We start from the raw sequence: 17,864 nt of genomic DNA, 5'->3' as shown, positions 1-17,864 counted from the left end.
GTCGTGGACAGCCCACGATCATCTCGACGAACGGTCTCATAAGCTATTGGAGGAAATTCGATCATGGCAGGACGAGTCGAAGGCAAAGTCGCCTTCATCACCGGTGCCGCACGCGGTCAAGGTCGCAGTCACGCGTTTCGCCTTGCCGAGGAGGGGGCCGACATCATCGCCGTCGATGTCATGGAAGATGTCGACACGGTCTCCTATCCGATGGCGACAGCTGCTGAGATGGCCGACACGGTTCGCGGTGTCGAGGCCAGAGGTCGAAAGATCGTCAGTATTCGCGCCGATGTGCGTGACTACAACTCGCTAGAGCAAGCCGTTGCTGCGGGCGTGGCCGAGTTGGGTCGGCTCGACATCGTCTCAGCGAACGCGGGCATTTTTTCCTTCGGCTCGGCCACCGAGCTCGACGAGGCGACCTGGCATCAGATGATCGACATCAATTTGAGCGGCGTGTGGCGCACCGTCAAGGCTGCGATTCCAACGATGGTTGCGCAGGGCACCGGGGGATCGATCGTCTTGACCTCGTCCGTAGCGGGATTGAGAGGTTTCGGTCGGGCCGGGCACTACGTGGCGGCAAAGCACGGCGTCGTCGGTCTGATGAAAACGCTCGCGCACGAGCTGGCCGAGCACGCAATTCGGGTCAACACGGTGCATCCGACCCAAGTGGACACACCCATGGCCCAGAATCAGAAGATGTACGATGCGTTCTCTCCTCACCTCGCTCATCCCACTCGTGACGACTTCGCCGCCGCTTCCAGCACCACCATTCTCATGCCTATTCCTTGGGTCGAGGACCTGGACGTCAGTAATGCCGTGCTGTTCTTGGCTTCCGACGAGTCGCGGTACATCACCGGTACGAGCCTCCCCATCGACGGCGGCGCGGCGATCAAGTAGCCCCAGCAGGGGGTGTCCCTATGGTTTCCGTCGAACGGCCTGAGTCGTGGGCGGTCGATACAGCGATTTGGACAGCGATTTGGTCCTGAGCTGGTGGGGTCGTGCAGTGCGGCGAAGGCCGAAAGGAACAACGCTCGTTTGAGTTTGCGGTTTCCTGACCTCGCGGGGTGTTCTCCGCGGATCGAGGTGCCGGATCGGTGGGTCACGGGTGCGATGCCGGCGTAGGCGGCGAGGTGTCCTGCTGACTTGAATGCCGAACCGTCACCGACTTCGAGAAGGATGCGTGCTGCTGCCGGTGGTTCCGGTGCCTGGCATCGAGATCAGGATCGAGGAAAGAGGGTGGGCATCGAGCATCCTCTCGTCGTCCGCGCCGATTGTTTCCGTTGCTGCAGTGTCTCTTTGAGCGAGTCCGCCAGTTTCGGTAGAATAGACTCGGCCGCCGCGGACCCGGGCACCACTACCGTCTGAGATTCGAGTGCGGTGTAGATTTCCGCAATCAGTCTTGCCCCCATTCTGGGTGCGTTTTTGGCGGCGATAGCGGTCAGTTTCCGTTTACCGGCGGCGCGGATGCCGGCGGGGCCACCGCATCGAGACAGGCTTTCGAGCACTGCCGGGTGTGTCACACGCGGTCCGAGGACTCGTTCGAGCGCGGGGTGAATGCCGGTCAGCAGTCCGCGGATTCGGTTACTGATGCGATGCGGGTTGCTTCGCCGGCGAGGTCATATCGAAACCGACCAGCACATCGAGCTCGGCGAGTGTGTTTCCGCTGGGATCGACTCGCCGTAGCGTGTGGGGCATGGTCCGGGCTGCGTCGGCGATGATGAACGCATCCCGCGCATCAGTTTTGGCTTGCCCGGGATACAGATGAGATGCGGCGCATCGACAGACCTGGAAGGTACGCGACCTGGTGACCGCAGGAGCGGGCGACGGTGACCGGCAGGGTGCCGATCGGGTTGGGCTGATCGACGACGATCAGCAGCGGCCCGTGTGTTGCGCGGCGGTCGAACACTGCGCGTAGGCGGGCCTCGTCATTGGGTAGGGCTTTGTCGTAGAGACGGGTACCGTCGACAGCGAGACCCACGGCGTGATGTTCGGATTTCCCACGTCGATGCCGCAAAACACGGCGTAACTCGTGTCCGTGAAGCAGTCCTTCGTCCGGTTACCACCGGTCGCCGGTCCGATGTCAACACCCGACACTCACGTTATGAAGAGACCTGCTCACGATCAGCGGCTCTATCCCTGTCAGCGGTCCGTCGACGCCACCACACCCGGCGACACCACCCCCCCCGGATCATTGATGACAGGGGCGAGAAGTCATACCGGGTCTGGCGACCGTAGCCCTCGGTTTCAAGGACCAACTGAAAGATAAGGGCGACCCGGCTGCACAGCGGGCACGAAGATCGGCTGGACCCCTGAGGACCTGTACATCCGCGGGTCGGGCGGTCTCGTCATTTCAGGCTGCTGAACCCACATCGACAAACAGGTACCCATGGTCGATCACGACCATGGGTACCCGTGTCTGTTCTTGTAGCTGGTTCGTTCGTGTCAGGCGTTTCGCGTCCTCGACCGCACCTCTTCGTACCGACGCAGCGCGAGGGACGACAGCAGGATGATGCCGAGGAACATCGACGAGCCCCACACCGGGGCACCGGAGATGGCCAGACCGGCCGACCCGACCGCGATGACGAGCACGGCGACCGCCGCGCCCTGGACATTGAACCGTCCACCGCGGAACTGGGTGGCACCGAGGAAGACCGCCGCGAACGACGTCAGTAGGTAGCCCGGACCGATTTCCGGCGATCCCGCCCCGACTTGGGCGGTGACCAGAATTCCGGCGAGACCAGCGACCAGCGCTGAGACCAGCAAGCCGCCGACCCGCAACCGGCGGGTCTGCACGCCAACGAGGCGGGCAGCCTCCTCGTTGAACCCGGTCGCATAGAGCCGACGCCCGGTCACGGTGCGTTCGAGCAGCCACCAGATGAGCAGCCCGATCACGATCGCGACGAATACCGGGGGCGTCAGCCCGAAGATGATCTCCGTGTTGGAGATCTTGCCGAAGTCCTGGTTCAACCGCACGTCGGTCACCGGCACGTTGCCGCTGATCAGCAGGATGATGGCCTGGAAGAATGCGCCACTGGCGAGTGTGGCGATGAAGGAGTCGATGCCCAGCATCACGACGAGGACGACGTTGAGTAATCCCGCAGCCAGGGCCAGCAGCAAACACAACACGATCGTGACTGTGAAACTCAGTTGCCGTTCGACGACCAGGTAGGCCGCCGTGACGCTCGTCATTCCCATGACATAACCGATCGACAGGTCGAAGACCCTGGTGCACATGGGGACGATCAGGCTGAATGCGACCAGGGCCGCGACCGAGTTCTGGTTCAGGATGAGCTGCAGGGTCGTCAAGCGCGGGAACAGGTCCGGCTGGGTGACGGAGAAGTAGACGGCAATGATGAGGCCGACGTACACCGCCCCGATGTTGCCGAATCTCAGCGGCTTCAAGGTGCGACTCAATGAGCGACCACCTGCGGAGGTGGTCGCGTGCCGTGACGATATCTCCGTCGACGGTATGCGAGTGGTGTTGTCGGTGTCGGACGCCTTCAGTTCAGACATAACTGCTTTCCATCTCGGTCAGTAGGTGGGGTACGTTAATCTGTTCGCCCTCGGCTGTGGAGGCGATGACTCCCTCGCGCATTACCAAGACCCGGTCGCACAGTTCGACGAGGTCCTCGACGTCGGACGAGCAGACGAGAATCGTCAGGCCGGCCGCGGCTTGCTCCCGCAGTAGCTCGTACAGAGCGCGTCTCGCGCCGATGTCGACGCCGGCCGTCGGCTCGGTCAGCAGCAGTATCCGCGGCTCGGTGGACAACCACCTGGCCAGAAGTACCTTCTGCTGGTTGCCACCGCTCAGGGTCAGTATCGGGTCGTCGGCGACGTGCTCAGCGATCGCCAGTGCACGCATCCACTTTCGCGCGAACTCGGATTCGGCTCGCTTGGACGCCAATCGGCCGGGCTTCGACAGGCTCCCGAGCCGTGCAAGGGTCAGGTTCTCGCGGACAGTGAAGTTCGCGATGAGACCCTCGCGCAGCCTCTGGCCGGGTACGAGTGCGATGCCCGAACTATGGGCACTGGCCGAGGTAGGCGGGTCGATCGTCTGCCCCGCCACCTGCCAGCCGCCAGAAGCCTTCGATCGACGGGCACCCCCGAGCAGGTAGGCGATCTCTTCGCGACCGGAGCCCTGCAGCCCGGCGACGCCGACGATCTCGCCGGCGTGCAGGGTGATGTCCACATCTCTGGTGTGGTGGCCCGACAGGCCGCGCACGGACAGGACCGGCTCGCCCGCGGCCGGGCGGGCATCTCGTTCCGCAGTCACGGTGTGCTGCGCGTTGTCGGTGATCAGGCGAGCCAGATCGACCGCTTTCGCATCGCGGACCGGAGTATCGGCGACGACCTCTCCGGCGCGGAGCACGATGACCCGGTCTGCGATCTGCTGGATCTCGTCCATGCGGTGTGACACATACACCACGGCGTGCCCGGCATCGCGCACGCGATTGATCAGATCGAACAACTGCGAAACCTCGCGCGAAGGCAGAGCGGCAGTAGGTTCGTCGAGGACCAAGACCCGCGACTCTCCCTCTTCCCAGTCCCACAGCGCCCGCGCGATCGCGACCCCAGTGCGTTGGACGGGGTCGGCTTCGCTGAGTGGAGCCGACACGTCGATCTCGATATCGAAGCGGTCGAGCAGCTCTCTGGTGCGCTTCGCCTGCCTGCCCTGGTCCACTGTGCCGAACTTGCCACGCAGATAACCGCTGGTGAGGGCGACGTTGTCGACTGTGTTGAGCTCTTCCACGATTCCGAGGTCTTGGTGCACGAAACGCAGGCCGAGGCTGTTCGCGCTGTGGGCGTCACCGAGGATCAACTCGGAGCCGCAGAGTTCCGCGGTTCCGGCATCGGGCTGGTGGAAGCCGGCCAGGATCTTGATGACCGTCGACTTGCCGGAGCCGTTGTGGCCGAGCAAGGCAAGCACCTCGCCGTCGTGGACTTCCAAGGAGACCTCATGAAGGGCCCGTGTGCCGCCGAAGCGCTTGGACATCTTGCTGATGGACAGAGCTGATCGGCGCTGTCCATCAGCGATGTGTTCCTGGGTGATCACTTGCCCCACAGCTCCAGGAACTTGGCCTCGAAGTCGTCCGTGATCGGAGTTGTCACGGGAGGATTTCCGAGGTTGTCCGCGGTCACCAATACGTTGGGAACTGCACTGTTCGAGGGAGCCGGATCGACTCCGGCTGCAACCCGGACTGCGCCGTCCACGAAGTACCAGCCGTTCTCCAGGCCGGGGCTCTTGGCCGCGCCCTCGATTGCACCGGTCTTGATGTCGGGCAGGACCGTCTCTTCGGCATATGCGGTGAAGATCTTGATGTCTTGCAGGCCCGCGGACTTCAGTGCGTTCACCATGCCGAGGGACATGACGCTGGCGGAGAGGAAGACGCTGTCGACGTCTTTGCTCGCGCGCAATCTGTTGACGATCAGCTCGGCGGCGTTCTTACCAATGGACTCCACAGGTAGGTCGTACCGTTCTCGGACCTGGCACGTGTCCGGGCAGTACTCCTCGAGCCCGCTCTTCATGCCCTTCTCGAGGGAGTCGATGATCGGGAATGCGGGGAGACCGACGAACAGCATGTCGGCCCGACCCTCGGTGCGCTCCGCGACGAGCGCGGCCACGGCCGCGCCCTGAGCTTGAACACCGGGAGGCCCGGAGAAGTTGACCAACGGCCCGGGCTGGCCCGGCGCGGCCGGCTCGTCGAGGACGCCGCCGGAGACGACCGGGATGCCTCGGTCGAAAGCCTCTCGGTAGCCGTCGCCCAGGACGGTGCTTTCGTAGGTGTAGTTCATGATCATGTCGGGGTCTTGGCTCAGAGCCGACTTGAACGCGTTCTGCTGTGCGGCCGCGTTGCCGCTCGACGGTGTGATGATCGATACGTCCCAGCCGAGCGCTTCGCCGGCCGTCTCGACTTGGTCACCGATCGGCTTGCAGAACGATGTCACGCAGTTGACCAGGATGACCTTGAGGCCGCTGGGGATCGCCTTGTCGATGGGCACCGTGATTCCGAGCGGGGTCGGTGACGCCGTCAACTCCTGGACCTTGGCGGTTGCGGCCGAGACATCAACGGCGGCCTGCGGCTCATCTGAGCCGCGAGAACCGCTGCTGCTGTTTCCGCAAGCGGCGATCGCGAGCGAGCATACGGTCATCGCGGCGATCAGCCCGGCTTTCCGGGTGTTGGTGGGTCGCATGGTGGCGCCTCTCGTGGTTGATACCGAGCTATTCAGGACTGTGTATTGCGTGGGTGGATACTGGGGCTCGCGTACGCGTTCGTCTCGAGGCTGACCTCTACCGCCGGTTGCTGATCTGAAAAACCACATCTACCGGCACTTACAGTGGAGTGACCCATATCACTCGGAACGTCGAGTGTGCCCACAGTAACAAGAAGATCAGCCCGTGTCTCCAACTAAGTACACTTTTTTCGTACTTGCATACGGGAGGGGATCTGCTGCCGGCAGCGGCGCGAGGTCGAACAGCGACCGACCTCAGCGACGGCGAGGTCAGCCCAGCGATCCGGCCCGGTGCAGAGTCGGGATGTCGTCGATGTGATCGGCCAGCCTCGCGCGGGTCTGGCTCAACGGGACGGGTTGGTACCGCCTGAACTGCAGGTACTGGCTGATGAGGGCGAGATCGTGCTCGAAGCAGAAGCCGATCGCGCCGTGGATCTGGTGGATGTGGCGCATGACGTCTCGGACGGTCTCGAGGTGGACCAGGCGCAGGGTGAGCGCCGCGCCCTCCCCGGCCGTGGGGTCCGTGTTGAGGCGCCACGCCGTGAACAGCGCAAGCTCGCGGAGACCGCGGGCCGCGACGGCCGCGTCCACGAACCGGTACTCCAGTGCCTGGCGTGTCTTGAGCGGCTTGCCGAACTGGATGCGCTCGTTGAGGTGTCGTGCTCCCAGGTCGAGAACGTGATTGAGCGCGCCGGAGCTGCTGAAGGCGGAGAACGTCTCGTGCCAGGCCCAGGTGCGGGGTGAGCCCACCTCGCCGTCACCGACCGGGCAACACAACGCGGCATGCGGTGCCAGCATCTTGGGCTCCCCGGTGAGGGGAGTAGCCCTTACCGGAACGATGTGACCGGACGGATCGATGGTGCGGCTCTGGTCCAGAAGGGCCGCGTAATCGAGCAGCACCTGGTCGACCCCGCGGTCGACGGCGTGCAACGGCACGGATCGGCCGGTGCTCGCACCGGTGATGAGGGCGGCGACCGGCGCGGGGAGTGCGGCACGCCCGGCCTCCTCGGCTACCAGGCATGCAACCATCGCCAGCTCCGGATCGGAGTCGAGTCCGTCGAAATCGTCCAGACCCAAGTTTTTCAATCGTTCTACCGCGGTCGAGAGTGCACCGGCCGCGTCTGTCCAGCTCGAACGCGCAAGCATGAGGTCGTCTGCACCGAAGGATGCACGCGCCGATTGCGCGACGTCGAGCGCGACCTGGGGCATGGTCAGGTCCATGGACAGTCTCTCCTGCTGCATACGGTGGCGGTCGAGCACATAATAATGAGTATACTTATATTGGATCGGCCAAGGGGTCGGTGCTCGTGGCGTCTTAAGGAGTTCCTGACGATGGACTACGCCTTCTCCTCCTCCGAGACCGAGTTGCGGTCCGAACTGAGGGAGCTCATCGGCGAGTCGATGCCGCCCGATTATCCCGGCATTTTCGTCGAGGATTTCGAGGAACCACTGGCCGCCAGTTGGGCCTTCTGCCGCAAGCTCGGAGCACAGAACCTGCTGACCCGCGCCTGGCCGCGGCAGTACGGAGGCGATGACGCTTCCGTATGGTCGCAGGTGGTCTTCAACGAGGAGATGTGGGCTCACAACGAGCCTCGCGGTGGCCAATACATGGGCGTGACGTGGATCGGGCCCGCGCTGATCACCTTCGGCAACAAGGCCCAGCGCGAGCAGCACCTGCCCGGCATCGCCAGCGGTGACGTCCAGTGGTGCCAAGGGTTCTCCGAGCCCGACGCCGGCTCGGACCTGGCGTCCCTCACAACACGAGCGACCATGGTGGACGGCGGGTTCAGGGTCGACGGTCAGAAGGTCTGGACGTCCTACGCCAGCCACGCTCAGTACTGCGTTCTGGCCGCTCGCACTTCGGTGCGGGAACGCAAACAAGACGGTCTCACGGTGTTCCTGGTCCCGATGGACAGGGAGGGCATCACCGTTCGACGCATCCCGACCATGCTCGGGCCCAACCACTTTCATGAGGTGTTCTTCGATGACGTGTTCGTCGATGACGCTGAAGTGCTCGGCACGCTCGACCACGGCTGGGAGATCATGACGGCCGGTCTCGCGTTCGAGAGGGTCGGGATTCCCCGGTATGCGCGAGCCGATCGGATATTGGCGGAAGCGCGAGAGGTCACACGAGGCGGCACCCCGGCGGCGTCGCCCGATCTTGCAGCGGCCATGGTCCACGTGCTCGTCGCCCGGCTGCTCAACTACCGCAACTACGACGGACGGGTCAGTGGCGAGGAGACGCCTGCAGGGGGCCCGATCGCCCGGATCGCTTCGACGCTCGTGGAGCAGGAGGTCGCCGACGTGGCGATGGATATGGCAGGGGTTTTGGCGCTGACGCCGGATGCTCCCGGCACGCATCCGGCTCTGGGCCACCTCGAGCACCACTGGAGGTATGCGCAGGCCGCCACCGTGGCGGCCGGCGCGCTCGAGATCCAGAAGATGTTGGTCGGTCGTCGCTTGCTGTCGCCTCGGCGCGGCTGAGGGCAGTTGCCCGGACTTCATAAATGAGTACACTCCAATCGTTGACTGTGATGTTCGTCATGGTTGCACAGAGCAGAGGCGCGCGGCGATGACCGCATGCCCGCCGAAACCCCGAAGGGAGCAACCAATGGCAGCCGCAGTACCGGTTTTGGCGGGCAAGGTCGTGGTGGTCACCGGGGCCGGTCGCGGTATCGGCCGGGCGATCGCGCTCCTCGCTGCCAGAGAGGGAGCCAGCGTCGTGGTGGCCGACGTCGGCGGTCCCGTCGACCAGGTGGAGGCCACGGCGGGTCCCGCGACCGAGGTCGTCGAGCAGATCGAGACGGACGGCGGCATCGCGGCAGCCAGCGTCGAGGACGTCTCCACCTCGGCCGGTGCGGCACGGGTGGTCGCGACCGCACTGACAACCTATGGTCGCCTCGACGCCATGGTCTGCTGCGCCGGTATCCTCGATCACGGGCAGGTGCACGAGATCACCGAGCAGCAATGGACCGACGTGATCAACGTGCACCTCGGGGGCCACTTCGCCTGTACGAGTGAGGCTTCCCGAGCCATGATCGCGTCGGGCACCAGTGGTCGCATCGTGCATTTCTCGTCGGCCGCCGCACTCAAGGCTCCTAAGATTCAGCCTGCCTACGCTGCAGCGAAGGCCGGCATCATGGCTTTGACATCGAGCAGTGCGAAGGCGCTGGCGGAGCACGCCATCACGGTCAACTGCATCCTGCCGGGAGCGTCCACGCGGATGACCGACAAGGTGTGGGCCGACCAACCCGGCCGGGTCGACGTCGCCGGGTTGTCGCTGCGCAGCGAGGACAGTGTCGGCACGTGGCGCGACCCGGCCAATGTCGCGCCGTTCGTGATCCACCTCCTTCGGGACGAGGCAGCCACGATCACCGGCGCTGCATTCGCCGTGGTGGGCCACCAGGTGACGACCGTGCTTCCGGCGACCTACGGCGCCTCGATCGTCGCCGATCAGCAGTGGACCCTGGAGGCTCTGAGCGCCAGTGTCCCCGGTCTCCTGGCGGACACCGCCTCGGCGGAGTCGCCGTGGCCGCCCCCCAACGATCGCTGATCGACCGGATCGGGCGTTTTGCCGGTGTCACTGCACCGGCACAACGTCGCGACGGCCGTCGTGGCCTTCGACCAGACGTGCCCAGCGAAACCCGGGGGAGTGGGCCAGGGCGAAAGGTGTGCCTGTGGCGATCAGATCGTCGGCCACGCGAGCGGCCGAGCTGCGTGCTTCGTCGTGTCCGCAGTCGGCGACACCAGGCCAGCTGGAGTCGATCAGCTCGACCGGGTTGTGTGCGAGGTCGCCCAGCAGCAGCCCGCGCTCACCGTCGGAGACGAGCTCGACGATGGTCGATCCGGGAGTGTGACCCGGGGCGTGACGCAGGACGACTCCCGGTACGAGCTCGAGTTGGTTACCGTCCCAGCGATTCACCGAGTCGGCCAGCGGGGCCAGCTGGGTGCTGGGCCTGTCCTGCTCACGCTCGATACGGACCCCTCGGTAGTGATCGGAGAAGAAGTAGCTCCAGTCGGCTTCGTGGGAGAAGTACTTCGCCTGCTCGAAGACGCGCCGATCGTCCTTCACCGCCCAGCCGATGTGGTCGAAGTGCAGGTGCGTGAAGACGACATGCGTGACGTCCGCAGGGGCGACTCCGAGTGCAGCGAGCTCGTCGAGGAAGTCGCCGCCGGTGAAGGGGGCAGGCGGGTCGACACCCACGCCGACGTCGGCCAGAATCACCGCCGAGCCCGTCCGGACCAGGTAGCCACCGATGCTGTTGACGTACTCCCCACCGTCGAGGTGATGGAGGTACGGCTGCCAGTCGTCCATCGTGCGAGTCGGGTAGACGAAGGTCGGATCCATGCGGATCTCACCGTCTCGAACTCCATCGATCCTGATCGACCCGATCTGCATGGTTCGGCTCCTTCCGAGCGCTGCGCACCGCGGATGCCTTGTCACGGGCATCTTTTGCTGATACTCATAACAGTATACTTATTCGGATCGAACGCCAGGAGTGTCATGGATCTGCAAGGTCGAGTCGCCGTCGTGACCGGTGGTGCCTCCGGAATCGGAGCCGCTTCCGTGGAGCTTCTTCGGGAGAGCGGGGCCGTCCCCGTCTCGTGGGACCTCGGAGGTTCTCCCGATATCAAGGTCGACGTCAGCGACGCCACTGCGGTCGGCGCCGCGATCGCCGAGACCGTCGAGCGATTCGGTCGACCCACCCTGCTCGTGGCAGCCGCGGCCGTGCCGCACCGGTCGTTGATCATCGACCACGACGTCGAGGCCTGGGACAGGGTCTTCGCCGTCGGTATGCGTGGAGTCATGCTCTCGATCCAGGCCGTGGCACGGACAGCCATCGAGGAGGGGACAGGTGGCTCGTTCGTACTGATCTCCAGCAACAACGGCATCCTTGCCGATCGGTACCTGTCGGCCTACTCGTCCGTCAAGGCAGGCGTGAACCACCTGGCCCGCGTGGCCGCTCGTGAGCTGGGCGAGCACGACATCCGGGTCAACGCGATCGGGCCCGGCCCGACCGAAACGCAGATGCTGGCCAAGAACCTGCAGATCCCGGGGTACGTCGAGAAGATCGAACAGGTCACTCCGCTGGGCCGCATCGGTACCTCGCACGACATCGCCGACTCGATCGTCAACCTGATGCGGGCCGGCTGGATCACAGGTCAAGTCGTGCAGTCGGACGGCGGTGCCTCGCTGACCACCCCTCGTGGTGACTCACGCTCCGCCGGCCAGGCCACCGCCAACGGGTCAAACGGTTCGGTGCCCCAGCCACTCGCGTGAGCGCCTGGCCGCAGCGGTGTCACATCCAGGACACCGCTGCGTGAAGGTCCGACCCGCGTGGCCGGCGAGGTTCCGGATCAGCCGGTCGCCTCCGCCAACAGCGCGCGGACACCGACGGAGTCGACTTTCAGCGATGCGCTGCGGGGCAGACTCTCCACGACCAACACCTGAGCCGGAATCTGATAGGCGCTGAGGTGGTCACGCAACCACCCCCGGATCGCGTTGCCGTCGATATCGGCATCGTTCTCCAGCTCGACGGCCGCGTGCGGGATCTCTCCGAGCCGATCGTCGGGCATGCCGACCACGGCAGCGTCACGAATCTGCGGGTGGGTCCGTAGAGTCTCGGCGACCTGCCCGGCCGAGACCTTGAAGCCGCCCCGGATGATGGCGTCGTCCGCGCGGCCCTTGATCCACAGGAAGCCGTCGGCGTCGACAGTCGCGAGGTCGTCCGTGCGGACCCAGCCGTCGGGATCCGCCGAGTCGATCGCGAGCTGCTCGGAGCGCAGCTCCAGGAGGCCCACGTCTCCGAACGGGAGTGGGGCGAACGAGTCGCGATCGACGACGCGCATCTCGACGTTGGAGTGGGACCGACCCACGCTGCCTCGCTTGGTCTGGGCATGCTTGCGACGATCGGCCAGGCTCCAGCCCGCGACACCCCCGGCGAACTCCGTCGCTCCGTACACGGTCAGGACGGAGATTTCGTAGGTGGCCTCGAATCGTTCGGCCAGCTCGGGGCTGACCGGAGCCGTGCCGACGGTCAGAGCCTTGAGGCTCGCCAGATCGGCTTTCTCCGTCTCGCGGTCGAGCAGCATCGTGAGCGCGGCCGGCGGCACGTTGGCCACGATGGGCCGATGCTCGCGAATCAGCTCGATCCATCCGTCGATCTGGAACTTGGGCAGCATCGCGACGGCACGGCCCTCCGCGAAGTTCAGAAGCGTCGTCCAGACCCCGCCCATGTGCACCATGGGCAGAGCCACGACCGCAACGCTCTTGCGCAGGCTCAACGGTTCCTCGGCTGACGAGGCGTAGTGACGGCTGGCGTCCAGCGCCGCCGACAGCGACGCGTAGGTCAGGGGGATCCGCTTGGGCGGGCCGGTGGTGCCACTGGTCATCATCTCCAGTGCCACGCCGGGGTGCAGACGGCCGACCAGGTCTCCGGCGGCGTACCCGGCTTCCTGAATCACCGCGAAGGTCGACGGGTCGTCTCCCTCCACACTGATGGCGGCGGCCCCGATGTCGCGCGCGGACGCCAACGTGGCCTCGGTCCAGTCCTGTGGGTTGGCAACGATCGCGACCGCGCGCACGGCGCGAATCGTGTCTGCGAGGCGCTCGTTCGGGACCAGATCGCTCAGGGTGAGGATCGCCTGGTTCGATGCGACGATCGAGACCGTGGCCGCGACGGTCGAGGCACCGTTGCGCATGACGACCGCGACGCCCGCTCCGGGTACCGAGGCACCCATCGAGCCGAGCACGGTCTGAAGGACCTCACCTCCGGCAGCGATGTCACCCCACGAGTGCCACCGGTCGGCTATCTGCAGAGCGCGGGCGCTCGGATCGATCGCCGTCACGTCGCGCATGCGTCGGGGCAGGTCAGTCGGCTCGGTCATGTTATTGAGTATACCCATCTAGGTGGTTTGTTCAGGGGGTGTGCGGAGCGCCCGGTGGTGCTCCGTCGGTCAGCTGGGCTCTCTGGGAAGACCCAGGACGCGTTCGCCCAGGATGTTGCGCTGGGTCTCGTCGGTCCCCCCGGCGATGCGGTTGCCCGGTGCGCCCGTCACGAACGTCGTCCAGGCGAACGTGCCCCACTCACCTGTGTCCGCCATCAGTCGTGGACCCAGCAGGTCTGCAGCAGTCTCCGAGATCGTCCGCTGGTGCTGTGTGTACAGCAGTTTGATGAGGGACCCGTGTGGCGCGCGGGAACCCCCTTTCCGCGCGCGTCGGGCGGTCACGGCCAATTGGCGGCGCTGGATGTACAGCGTGGCCAGTCGCTGACGGACGATCGGGTCCTTCGTCCTCTCGAGCCAGCGCGCCAGGGCCAACACCTCGAAGTAGGTGCCGCCGCGGTTCTCCCCACCGCCGCGCTCGAATCCGAGGACTGTCAGCGCGACCTTCCACCCGCCGTCCACATCGCCGATGCGCAACGAGTCGTTGATCCGGACCCCGTCGAGGAACACCTCGTTGAACGTCGAGCCGCCACTCATCTGACGGATCTGTCGCACGTCGATCCCCTCCGCATCGAGCGGAACGAGGAACATCGTCATGCCGTGGTGCTTGGGTGCGTCCGTGTTCGTGCGGGCGAGGCAGATGCCCCACTGCGCGTACTGGGCTCCGGAGCTCCAGACCTTCTGCCCGTCGATGACCCACTCGTCACCGTCGCGGACAGCCCGGGTGGAGACCGAGGCCAAGTCGGAGCCGGCGCCCGGCTCCGAGAACAGCTGGCAGCACAGCTCGCGGGCGCTCATCAGCGAGGAGAGGAACCGTTGCTTCTGCTCCGACGTCCCCAGACGTTCGATCGTGTTGCCGACCAGCACCATCGTGACTGTGAGCAGCTCGTGCGTGGGCGGAGTCCGGTAGGCGGACTCGACGGAGCGGAAGGCGCGTTCGTGCTCGTGCGACAAGCCTCGGCCGCCGAACTCTGCCGGAAGCGTGATGCCGCCGAAGCCGGCGTCGAACTTCTCCTGCTCGTACGTCGAGGCCTCGGTGATGAGCTGACTCTCCTCTTCACGGTTGAGATCGTGGAAGACAGAGACGTCGTCGTCTCCCTCGCCCCACGCGCGGCGCGACCGATCGCGCTTCGGCAGTCGCGCGTCCAACCAGCTCCGCGCCGTCGCGGTGAAATCGTCCAGAGAAGTGGTACTGGTCATGATGGCGTCCTCGGGGTGGGTAGGTCAGAAGGCGAGTCGGTCGGCCAGCAAGGCACGATGCGCATCGGCCGTGCCGAGGAACAGTGCCGATGACTGGGCGCGACGGAAGTAGAGGTGTGCGTCGTGCTCCCAGGTGAACCCGATACCGCCGTGCACCTGCACGGTTTCGGCGGCGACGTCGCGGTACGAGTCGGCCGATGCGGCCTTCGCAGTCGCGGCTGCGACAGGCAGAGCGGCGAGGTCGCGCACGGCGGCCGCGGTTGCGTCGTACGCCGTCGACCGCGCCGTCTCGGTATGAATCAGCATGTCGGCGCAGGCATGCTTGACGGCCTGGAAGGTGCCGATAGGTCTACCGAACTGCTCGCGGGTGCGGGCATGCTCCACGCTCATGTCCAAGCACTGCTGCAAGCCGCCCACGGCATCGAGGGCCACAGCGGTGCGAGCGATGTCCAGGACTGGTGCCAGGAAGTCGGCCGCAGCACCGGCAGCACCGACGCGAGTTGCTGCTGCACCGTCGAACGTGACCGTATCCATCGGCCACGTCGCGTCCAGCACCATCATCGGGGCACGCCCTACGCCGTCGGTCTCGTCGAGGTGGAACAGGGTAGGACCTTCCTCGGTGCGCGCGACCACGAGCAGGGAGTCGGCTGAGGCCCCGTTCAGGACGAACGCCTTGGTGCCCGTGAGGCGGTAGGTGGTGGGGCCGTCGGCGTGGGCCGACATGGATACGTCGTCGAGGTGCCAGGAACAGGTGGGCTCGACGTAGGCCAGAGTGGCGAGCCGCTCGCCGCCCGCCAATGCTTCCAGCAGCGGGCCGGAGGTGGCTTCGTCGTCGGCCGCGAGCAGGGCATGGGTGGCAATGACCGCACTGGAGAGGAAGGCGGATCCGGCAAGCCCTGCCCCCAGTGACTCCAGGACCACGGCCTGCTCGGCGAACGAGACGCCACTTCCGCCGAGATGCTCGGGGATGACGAGTCCAGCGATCCCGACGTCGCGGGCGAGTCGACGCCACAGCTCGGCGTCGTGACCCGTCTCGAATTCGGCAACCTCTCGGACGCGCGACGTGGGGCTCGTGACTCGGACGAGATCCTTCACGACGTCACGCAGCTGTTCCTGCTCCGACTCGAACACCATGGACACCTGTTGCACCCCTGAAACCTAGGAACGTCGCGTTCTGACCGCGATGACAGTGTCACCGCCGCGTGTGTATAAAGGATACTGTACTCGTTGGCACACTCGCCGGTAAATCAATTCGGCCTAATCAGCGATTCGCCATCGGGCGATTTCTCGCCCGGAGAGGAAAGATCAGTGCCCTCAGAGGCATTCGCACAACTTGCTGGGAAGTCACCGCCGCGAACAGCGCGCGCACTGCTTCTCGACCCGGTGTTCGGTGGCTTCTTCGTGGGCAAGATCGTCGCGACCTGCGGTGTCTGGGTGCACAACCTGGTGGCCGCCGTCGTCGTGTTCCAGATCAGCGGATCGGCCCTCGTCGTCGGAATCGTGACGGCCGTGCAGTTCGGACCTCAGTTGGTGCTGTCGCCGTGGGCGGGCGCGCTGGCAGACAGGGGCAACCCGGCCCGGCAGATCATCATCGGACGGCTCGTGCAGGCGAGCGGCTCCGCCGCGCTGGCGCTGGTCATCTGGTTGCAGGGAGGGGTGTCGTCGATGTCCAGCGCCGCACCCGTCGTGATCTGCTCGGCGATCGCCGGTGTCGGCACGGTCCTCGGCAGCCCTGCCCTGCAGTCGTTGGTTCCGCTGATGGTCCGGGACGACGAGATCGGTCTTGCGGTCACGCTCAACACCTTTCCCATGACTGCGGCCCGGGCAGCCGGCCCGGCTCTCGGAGCCGTCGCGCTCACCAGCCTGGGTGCGGCCTGGGCACTGGCCGGGGCAGCGGCAGCCGGTCTCGGGTTCGCTGCCTTCGTCGCGGCTGCTCGGCTCGGCCGGCTGACACCCACCAAACAGCGCGGCACGGACTACTCGGTGCGGGCCGCGGTACGTGCCGTGCGCGCAGACGGACCCATGGTGGCTGCGCTGATCGGTGTGGCGGCCGTCGGAGTCGCCGCCGACCCCCCGTTGACGCTCGGGCCGGTGACGGCAACCGCACGAGGCATGGGGCCGGAGGGTGCCGGGTGGATCGTATCGGCCTTCGGGATCGGTGCAGCCCTGGCCTTCGCGCTCGTAGGCCGGGCCCAACGGCGATGGGGCGAGCCGCTCGTCGCCTCGGCCGGCCTGGCCCTCATAGGCGTCGTCACTGCGTTGTCGGCGATCGATAACCCACTGGTCGTGACCATGGCACTGTTCACGCTCGCCGGAATCGGCATGAGTGCCGCGATCGCGAGCCTCACCAGCATCGTCCAGCAGCGGTGTCCCGCAGAGCTGCGCGGACGCGTCATGGCCTTGTGGCTGATGTCGTTCCTCGGTCTGCGCCCACTCGCCGCAGCGCTCAACGGCTTCCTGGCGGACGTCGTGTCGCTCGAGGCCGCCTATCTGGTCAGCGGCGGTCTCGTCCTGGCCGTACTCGTGCTGTGTCGGCCACGCCGTCTCGGCGCGAAAGACCGCCCTGGCCGGCGCCGGATCCCGGCGTTGGGCATCAGCATCAACCGCAAAAGAACGAAGGGAATCGCATGACAGATCGCATGAAGGACAAGGTCGTCTTCATCACCGGAGCGGCACGAGGCCAAGGCCGAGCCCACGCCGTCAAGCTGGCATCGGAGGGTGCAGACATCATCGCAGTCGACGTGTGCGCAGCGCCGGCCGCGATGGACTACAACGCCGCAACGCCTGAGGATCTCCAGGAGACGGTGGCCGCGGTCGAGGCGCTGGGTCGTCGGGTCGTTCACCGCGTCGTGGATGTGCGAGACCTGGCGGGACTGGAAAGTGTCGTCAGCGAGGGGGTCGAGAAGCTGGGCGGGATCGATGCGGTCGTCGCGAATGCGGGCTTCGTGACCTGGGGTCGCTTCTGGGAGATCGATCCGCAAACCTGGGACGACGTCGTCGCGGTCAACCTGACCGGGGTTTTCAAGACGATGCGAGCAGCGGTCCCCGCGATGATCGAAGGCGGCCGCGGCGGTTCGATCATCATCACGAGCTCGGTCGCAGGCCTGAAGTCCCTGCCTGCGCAGGCGCCCTACAGCGCGGCGAAGTCCGGTGTCGTCGGCCTTGCCAAGACGGCCGCGATCGAGCTCGCCGAGTACAACATCCGCGTCAACACGATTCATCCATGGGGTGTCACGACCGAAATGGGAGTCATCGGTCCGGACGGTCAGGCCGTCTTCGGGGCGCATCCCGACTACGGACCGTTGATGCAGCAGATATTGAAGGAGCCGCGGCAGTCGTCGCCCGAGGACATCGCCAACCTGGTCGTCTTCCTGGCTTCCGACGAGTCGCGAACCATCACGGCCGCCCAGATCCCTATCGATCACGGCGCGACCAAAGTCTGAGCCGACCCCCGCCCCGCTGACCATCCCGTTCATCCCACGACAGAA

14 protein-coding genes and 1 pseudogene are annotated in these 17,864 nt (G+C 65.6%); 6 read left to right on the top strand and 9 right to left on the bottom strand.

Translation table 11 applies throughout. From position 1 onward, the window contains the following. The first annotated feature begins 63 nt into the window (after positions 1-63). Entirely contained in the window at positions 64-897 is an 834-nt protein-coding gene (locus tag CH281_RS18755) for a mycofactocin-coupled SDR family oxidoreductase (RefSeq protein WP_094695236.1), read from the top strand. 89 nt (positions 898-986) lie between these two features. On the opposite strand, the pseudogene CH281_RS18750 reads toward CH281_RS18755, so the two are convergent. The 5 genes and pseudogenes from CH281_RS18750 to CH281_RS18730 all read right to left on the bottom strand — a co-directional run. Continuing rightward, positions 987-2,019 (bottom strand): annotated as a pseudogene (locus tag CH281_RS18750) (IS110 family transposase); the annotation flags it as partial. Positions 2,020-2,442: 423 nt separating this feature from the next. Next, entirely contained in the window at positions 2,443-3,513 is a 1,071-nt protein-coding gene (locus tag CH281_RS18745) for an ABC transporter permease (RefSeq protein WP_094695234.1), read from the bottom strand. After that, complete coding sequence (locus tag CH281_RS18740; RefSeq protein WP_094695232.1) at positions 3,506-5,053, bottom strand: sugar ABC transporter ATP-binding protein; 1,548 nt, start codon at positions 5,051-5,053, stop codon at positions 3,506-3,508. The genes CH281_RS18745 and CH281_RS18740 overlap by 8 nt, the downstream gene beginning before the upstream one ends. Further along, on the bottom strand, positions 5,050-6,192 hold the full coding sequence (locus CH281_RS18735; protein ID WP_167329536.1) for a sugar ABC transporter substrate-binding protein: 1,143 nt from the start codon (positions 6,190-6,192) through the stop codon (positions 5,050-5,052). Before CH281_RS18735 ends, CH281_RS18740 begins: the two co-directional genes overlap by 4 nt. Before the next feature lie 309 nt (positions 6,193-6,501). Beyond that, complete coding sequence (locus tag CH281_RS18730; protein ID WP_167326801.1) at positions 6,502-7,452, bottom strand: acyl-CoA dehydrogenase family protein; 951 nt, start codon at positions 7,450-7,452, stop codon at positions 6,502-6,504. 111 nt (positions 7,453-7,563) lie between these two features. Here CH281_RS18730 and CH281_RS18725 point away from each other — a divergent pair, with 111 nt between their 5' ends. Together CH281_RS18725 and CH281_RS18720 are read left to right on the top strand one after the other, a co-directional pair. Further along, positions 7,564-8,715, top strand: a complete 1,152-nt coding sequence (locus CH281_RS18725; protein WP_094695224.1) for an acyl-CoA dehydrogenase family protein — start codon at positions 7,564-7,566, stop codon at positions 8,713-8,715. Positions 8,716-8,842: 127 nt separating this feature from the next. Then, positions 8,843-9,784 (top strand): SDR family NAD(P)-dependent oxidoreductase, encoded by a 942-nt coding sequence (locus tag CH281_RS18720; protein WP_167326802.1) that lies wholly within the window; start codon positions 8,843-8,845, stop codon positions 9,782-9,784. A gap of 27 nt (positions 9,785-9,811) precedes the next feature. Here CH281_RS18720 and CH281_RS26640 read toward each other — a convergent pair whose 3' ends face one another. After that, the gene (locus CH281_RS26640; RefSeq protein WP_167326803.1) at positions 9,812-10,630 is read right to left on the bottom strand and encodes an MBL fold metallo-hydrolase; all 819 of its coding nucleotides are present in this window, start codon (positions 10,628-10,630) and stop codon (positions 9,812-9,814) included. Between the two features lie 105 nt (positions 10,631-10,735). Between CH281_RS26640 and CH281_RS26635 the strand changes: the two genes are divergently transcribed. Next, complete coding sequence (locus tag CH281_RS26635; RefSeq protein ID WP_167326804.1) at positions 10,736-11,512, top strand: SDR family NAD(P)-dependent oxidoreductase; 777 nt, start codon at positions 10,736-10,738, stop codon at positions 11,510-11,512. 77 nt (positions 11,513-11,589) lie between these two features. Here the strand turns inward: CH281_RS26635 and CH281_RS18710 are convergent, their stop codons facing one another. From CH281_RS18710 to CH281_RS18700, 3 genes are all read right to left on the bottom strand, one after another. Next, positions 11,590-13,119, bottom strand: coding sequence for a class I adenylate-forming enzyme family protein (locus CH281_RS18710; RefSeq protein WP_167326805.1), 1,530 nt, complete (start codon positions 13,117-13,119; stop codon positions 11,590-11,592). Positions 13,120-13,188: 69 nt separating this feature from the next. Further along, positions 13,189-14,376 carry an acyl-CoA dehydrogenase family protein gene (locus CH281_RS18705; RefSeq protein ID WP_094695216.1) on the bottom strand — a complete coding sequence of 396 codons (1,188 nt, stop codon included), beginning with the start codon at positions 14,374-14,376 and terminating at the stop codon, positions 13,189-13,191. A gap of 24 nt (positions 14,377-14,400) precedes the next feature. After that, positions 14,401-15,525 carry an acyl-CoA dehydrogenase family protein gene (locus tag CH281_RS18700; protein ID WP_094695214.1) on the bottom strand — a complete coding sequence of 375 codons (1,125 nt, stop codon included), beginning with the start codon at positions 15,523-15,525 and terminating at the stop codon, positions 14,401-14,403. 159 nt (positions 15,526-15,684) lie between these two features. On the opposite strand from CH281_RS18700, the gene CH281_RS18695 reads away from it, so the two are divergent. Together CH281_RS18695 and CH281_RS18690 are read left to right on the top strand one after the other, a co-directional pair. Beyond that, positions 15,685-17,007, top strand: coding sequence for an MFS transporter (locus tag CH281_RS18695; protein ID WP_179274233.1), 1,323 nt, complete (start codon positions 15,685-15,687; stop codon positions 17,005-17,007). Beyond that, the gene (locus CH281_RS18690; protein WP_094695210.1) at positions 17,004-17,819 is read left to right on the top strand and encodes a mycofactocin-coupled SDR family oxidoreductase; all 816 of its coding nucleotides are present in this window, start codon (positions 17,004-17,006) and stop codon (positions 17,817-17,819) included. The genes CH281_RS18695 and CH281_RS18690 overlap by 4 nt, the downstream gene beginning before the upstream one ends. The last annotated feature ends 45 nt before the right edge of the window (positions 17,820-17,864 follow it).

Source organism: Rhodococcus sp. 06-221-2 (assembly GCF_002258365.1).
GTDB lineage: Bacteria > Actinomycetota > Actinomycetes > Mycobacteriales > Mycobacteriaceae > Rhodococcoides > Rhodococcoides fascians.
The sequence above is the reverse complement of the archived record's forward strand: the minus strand, read 5'-3'. Positions and strand labels throughout refer to the sequence as shown.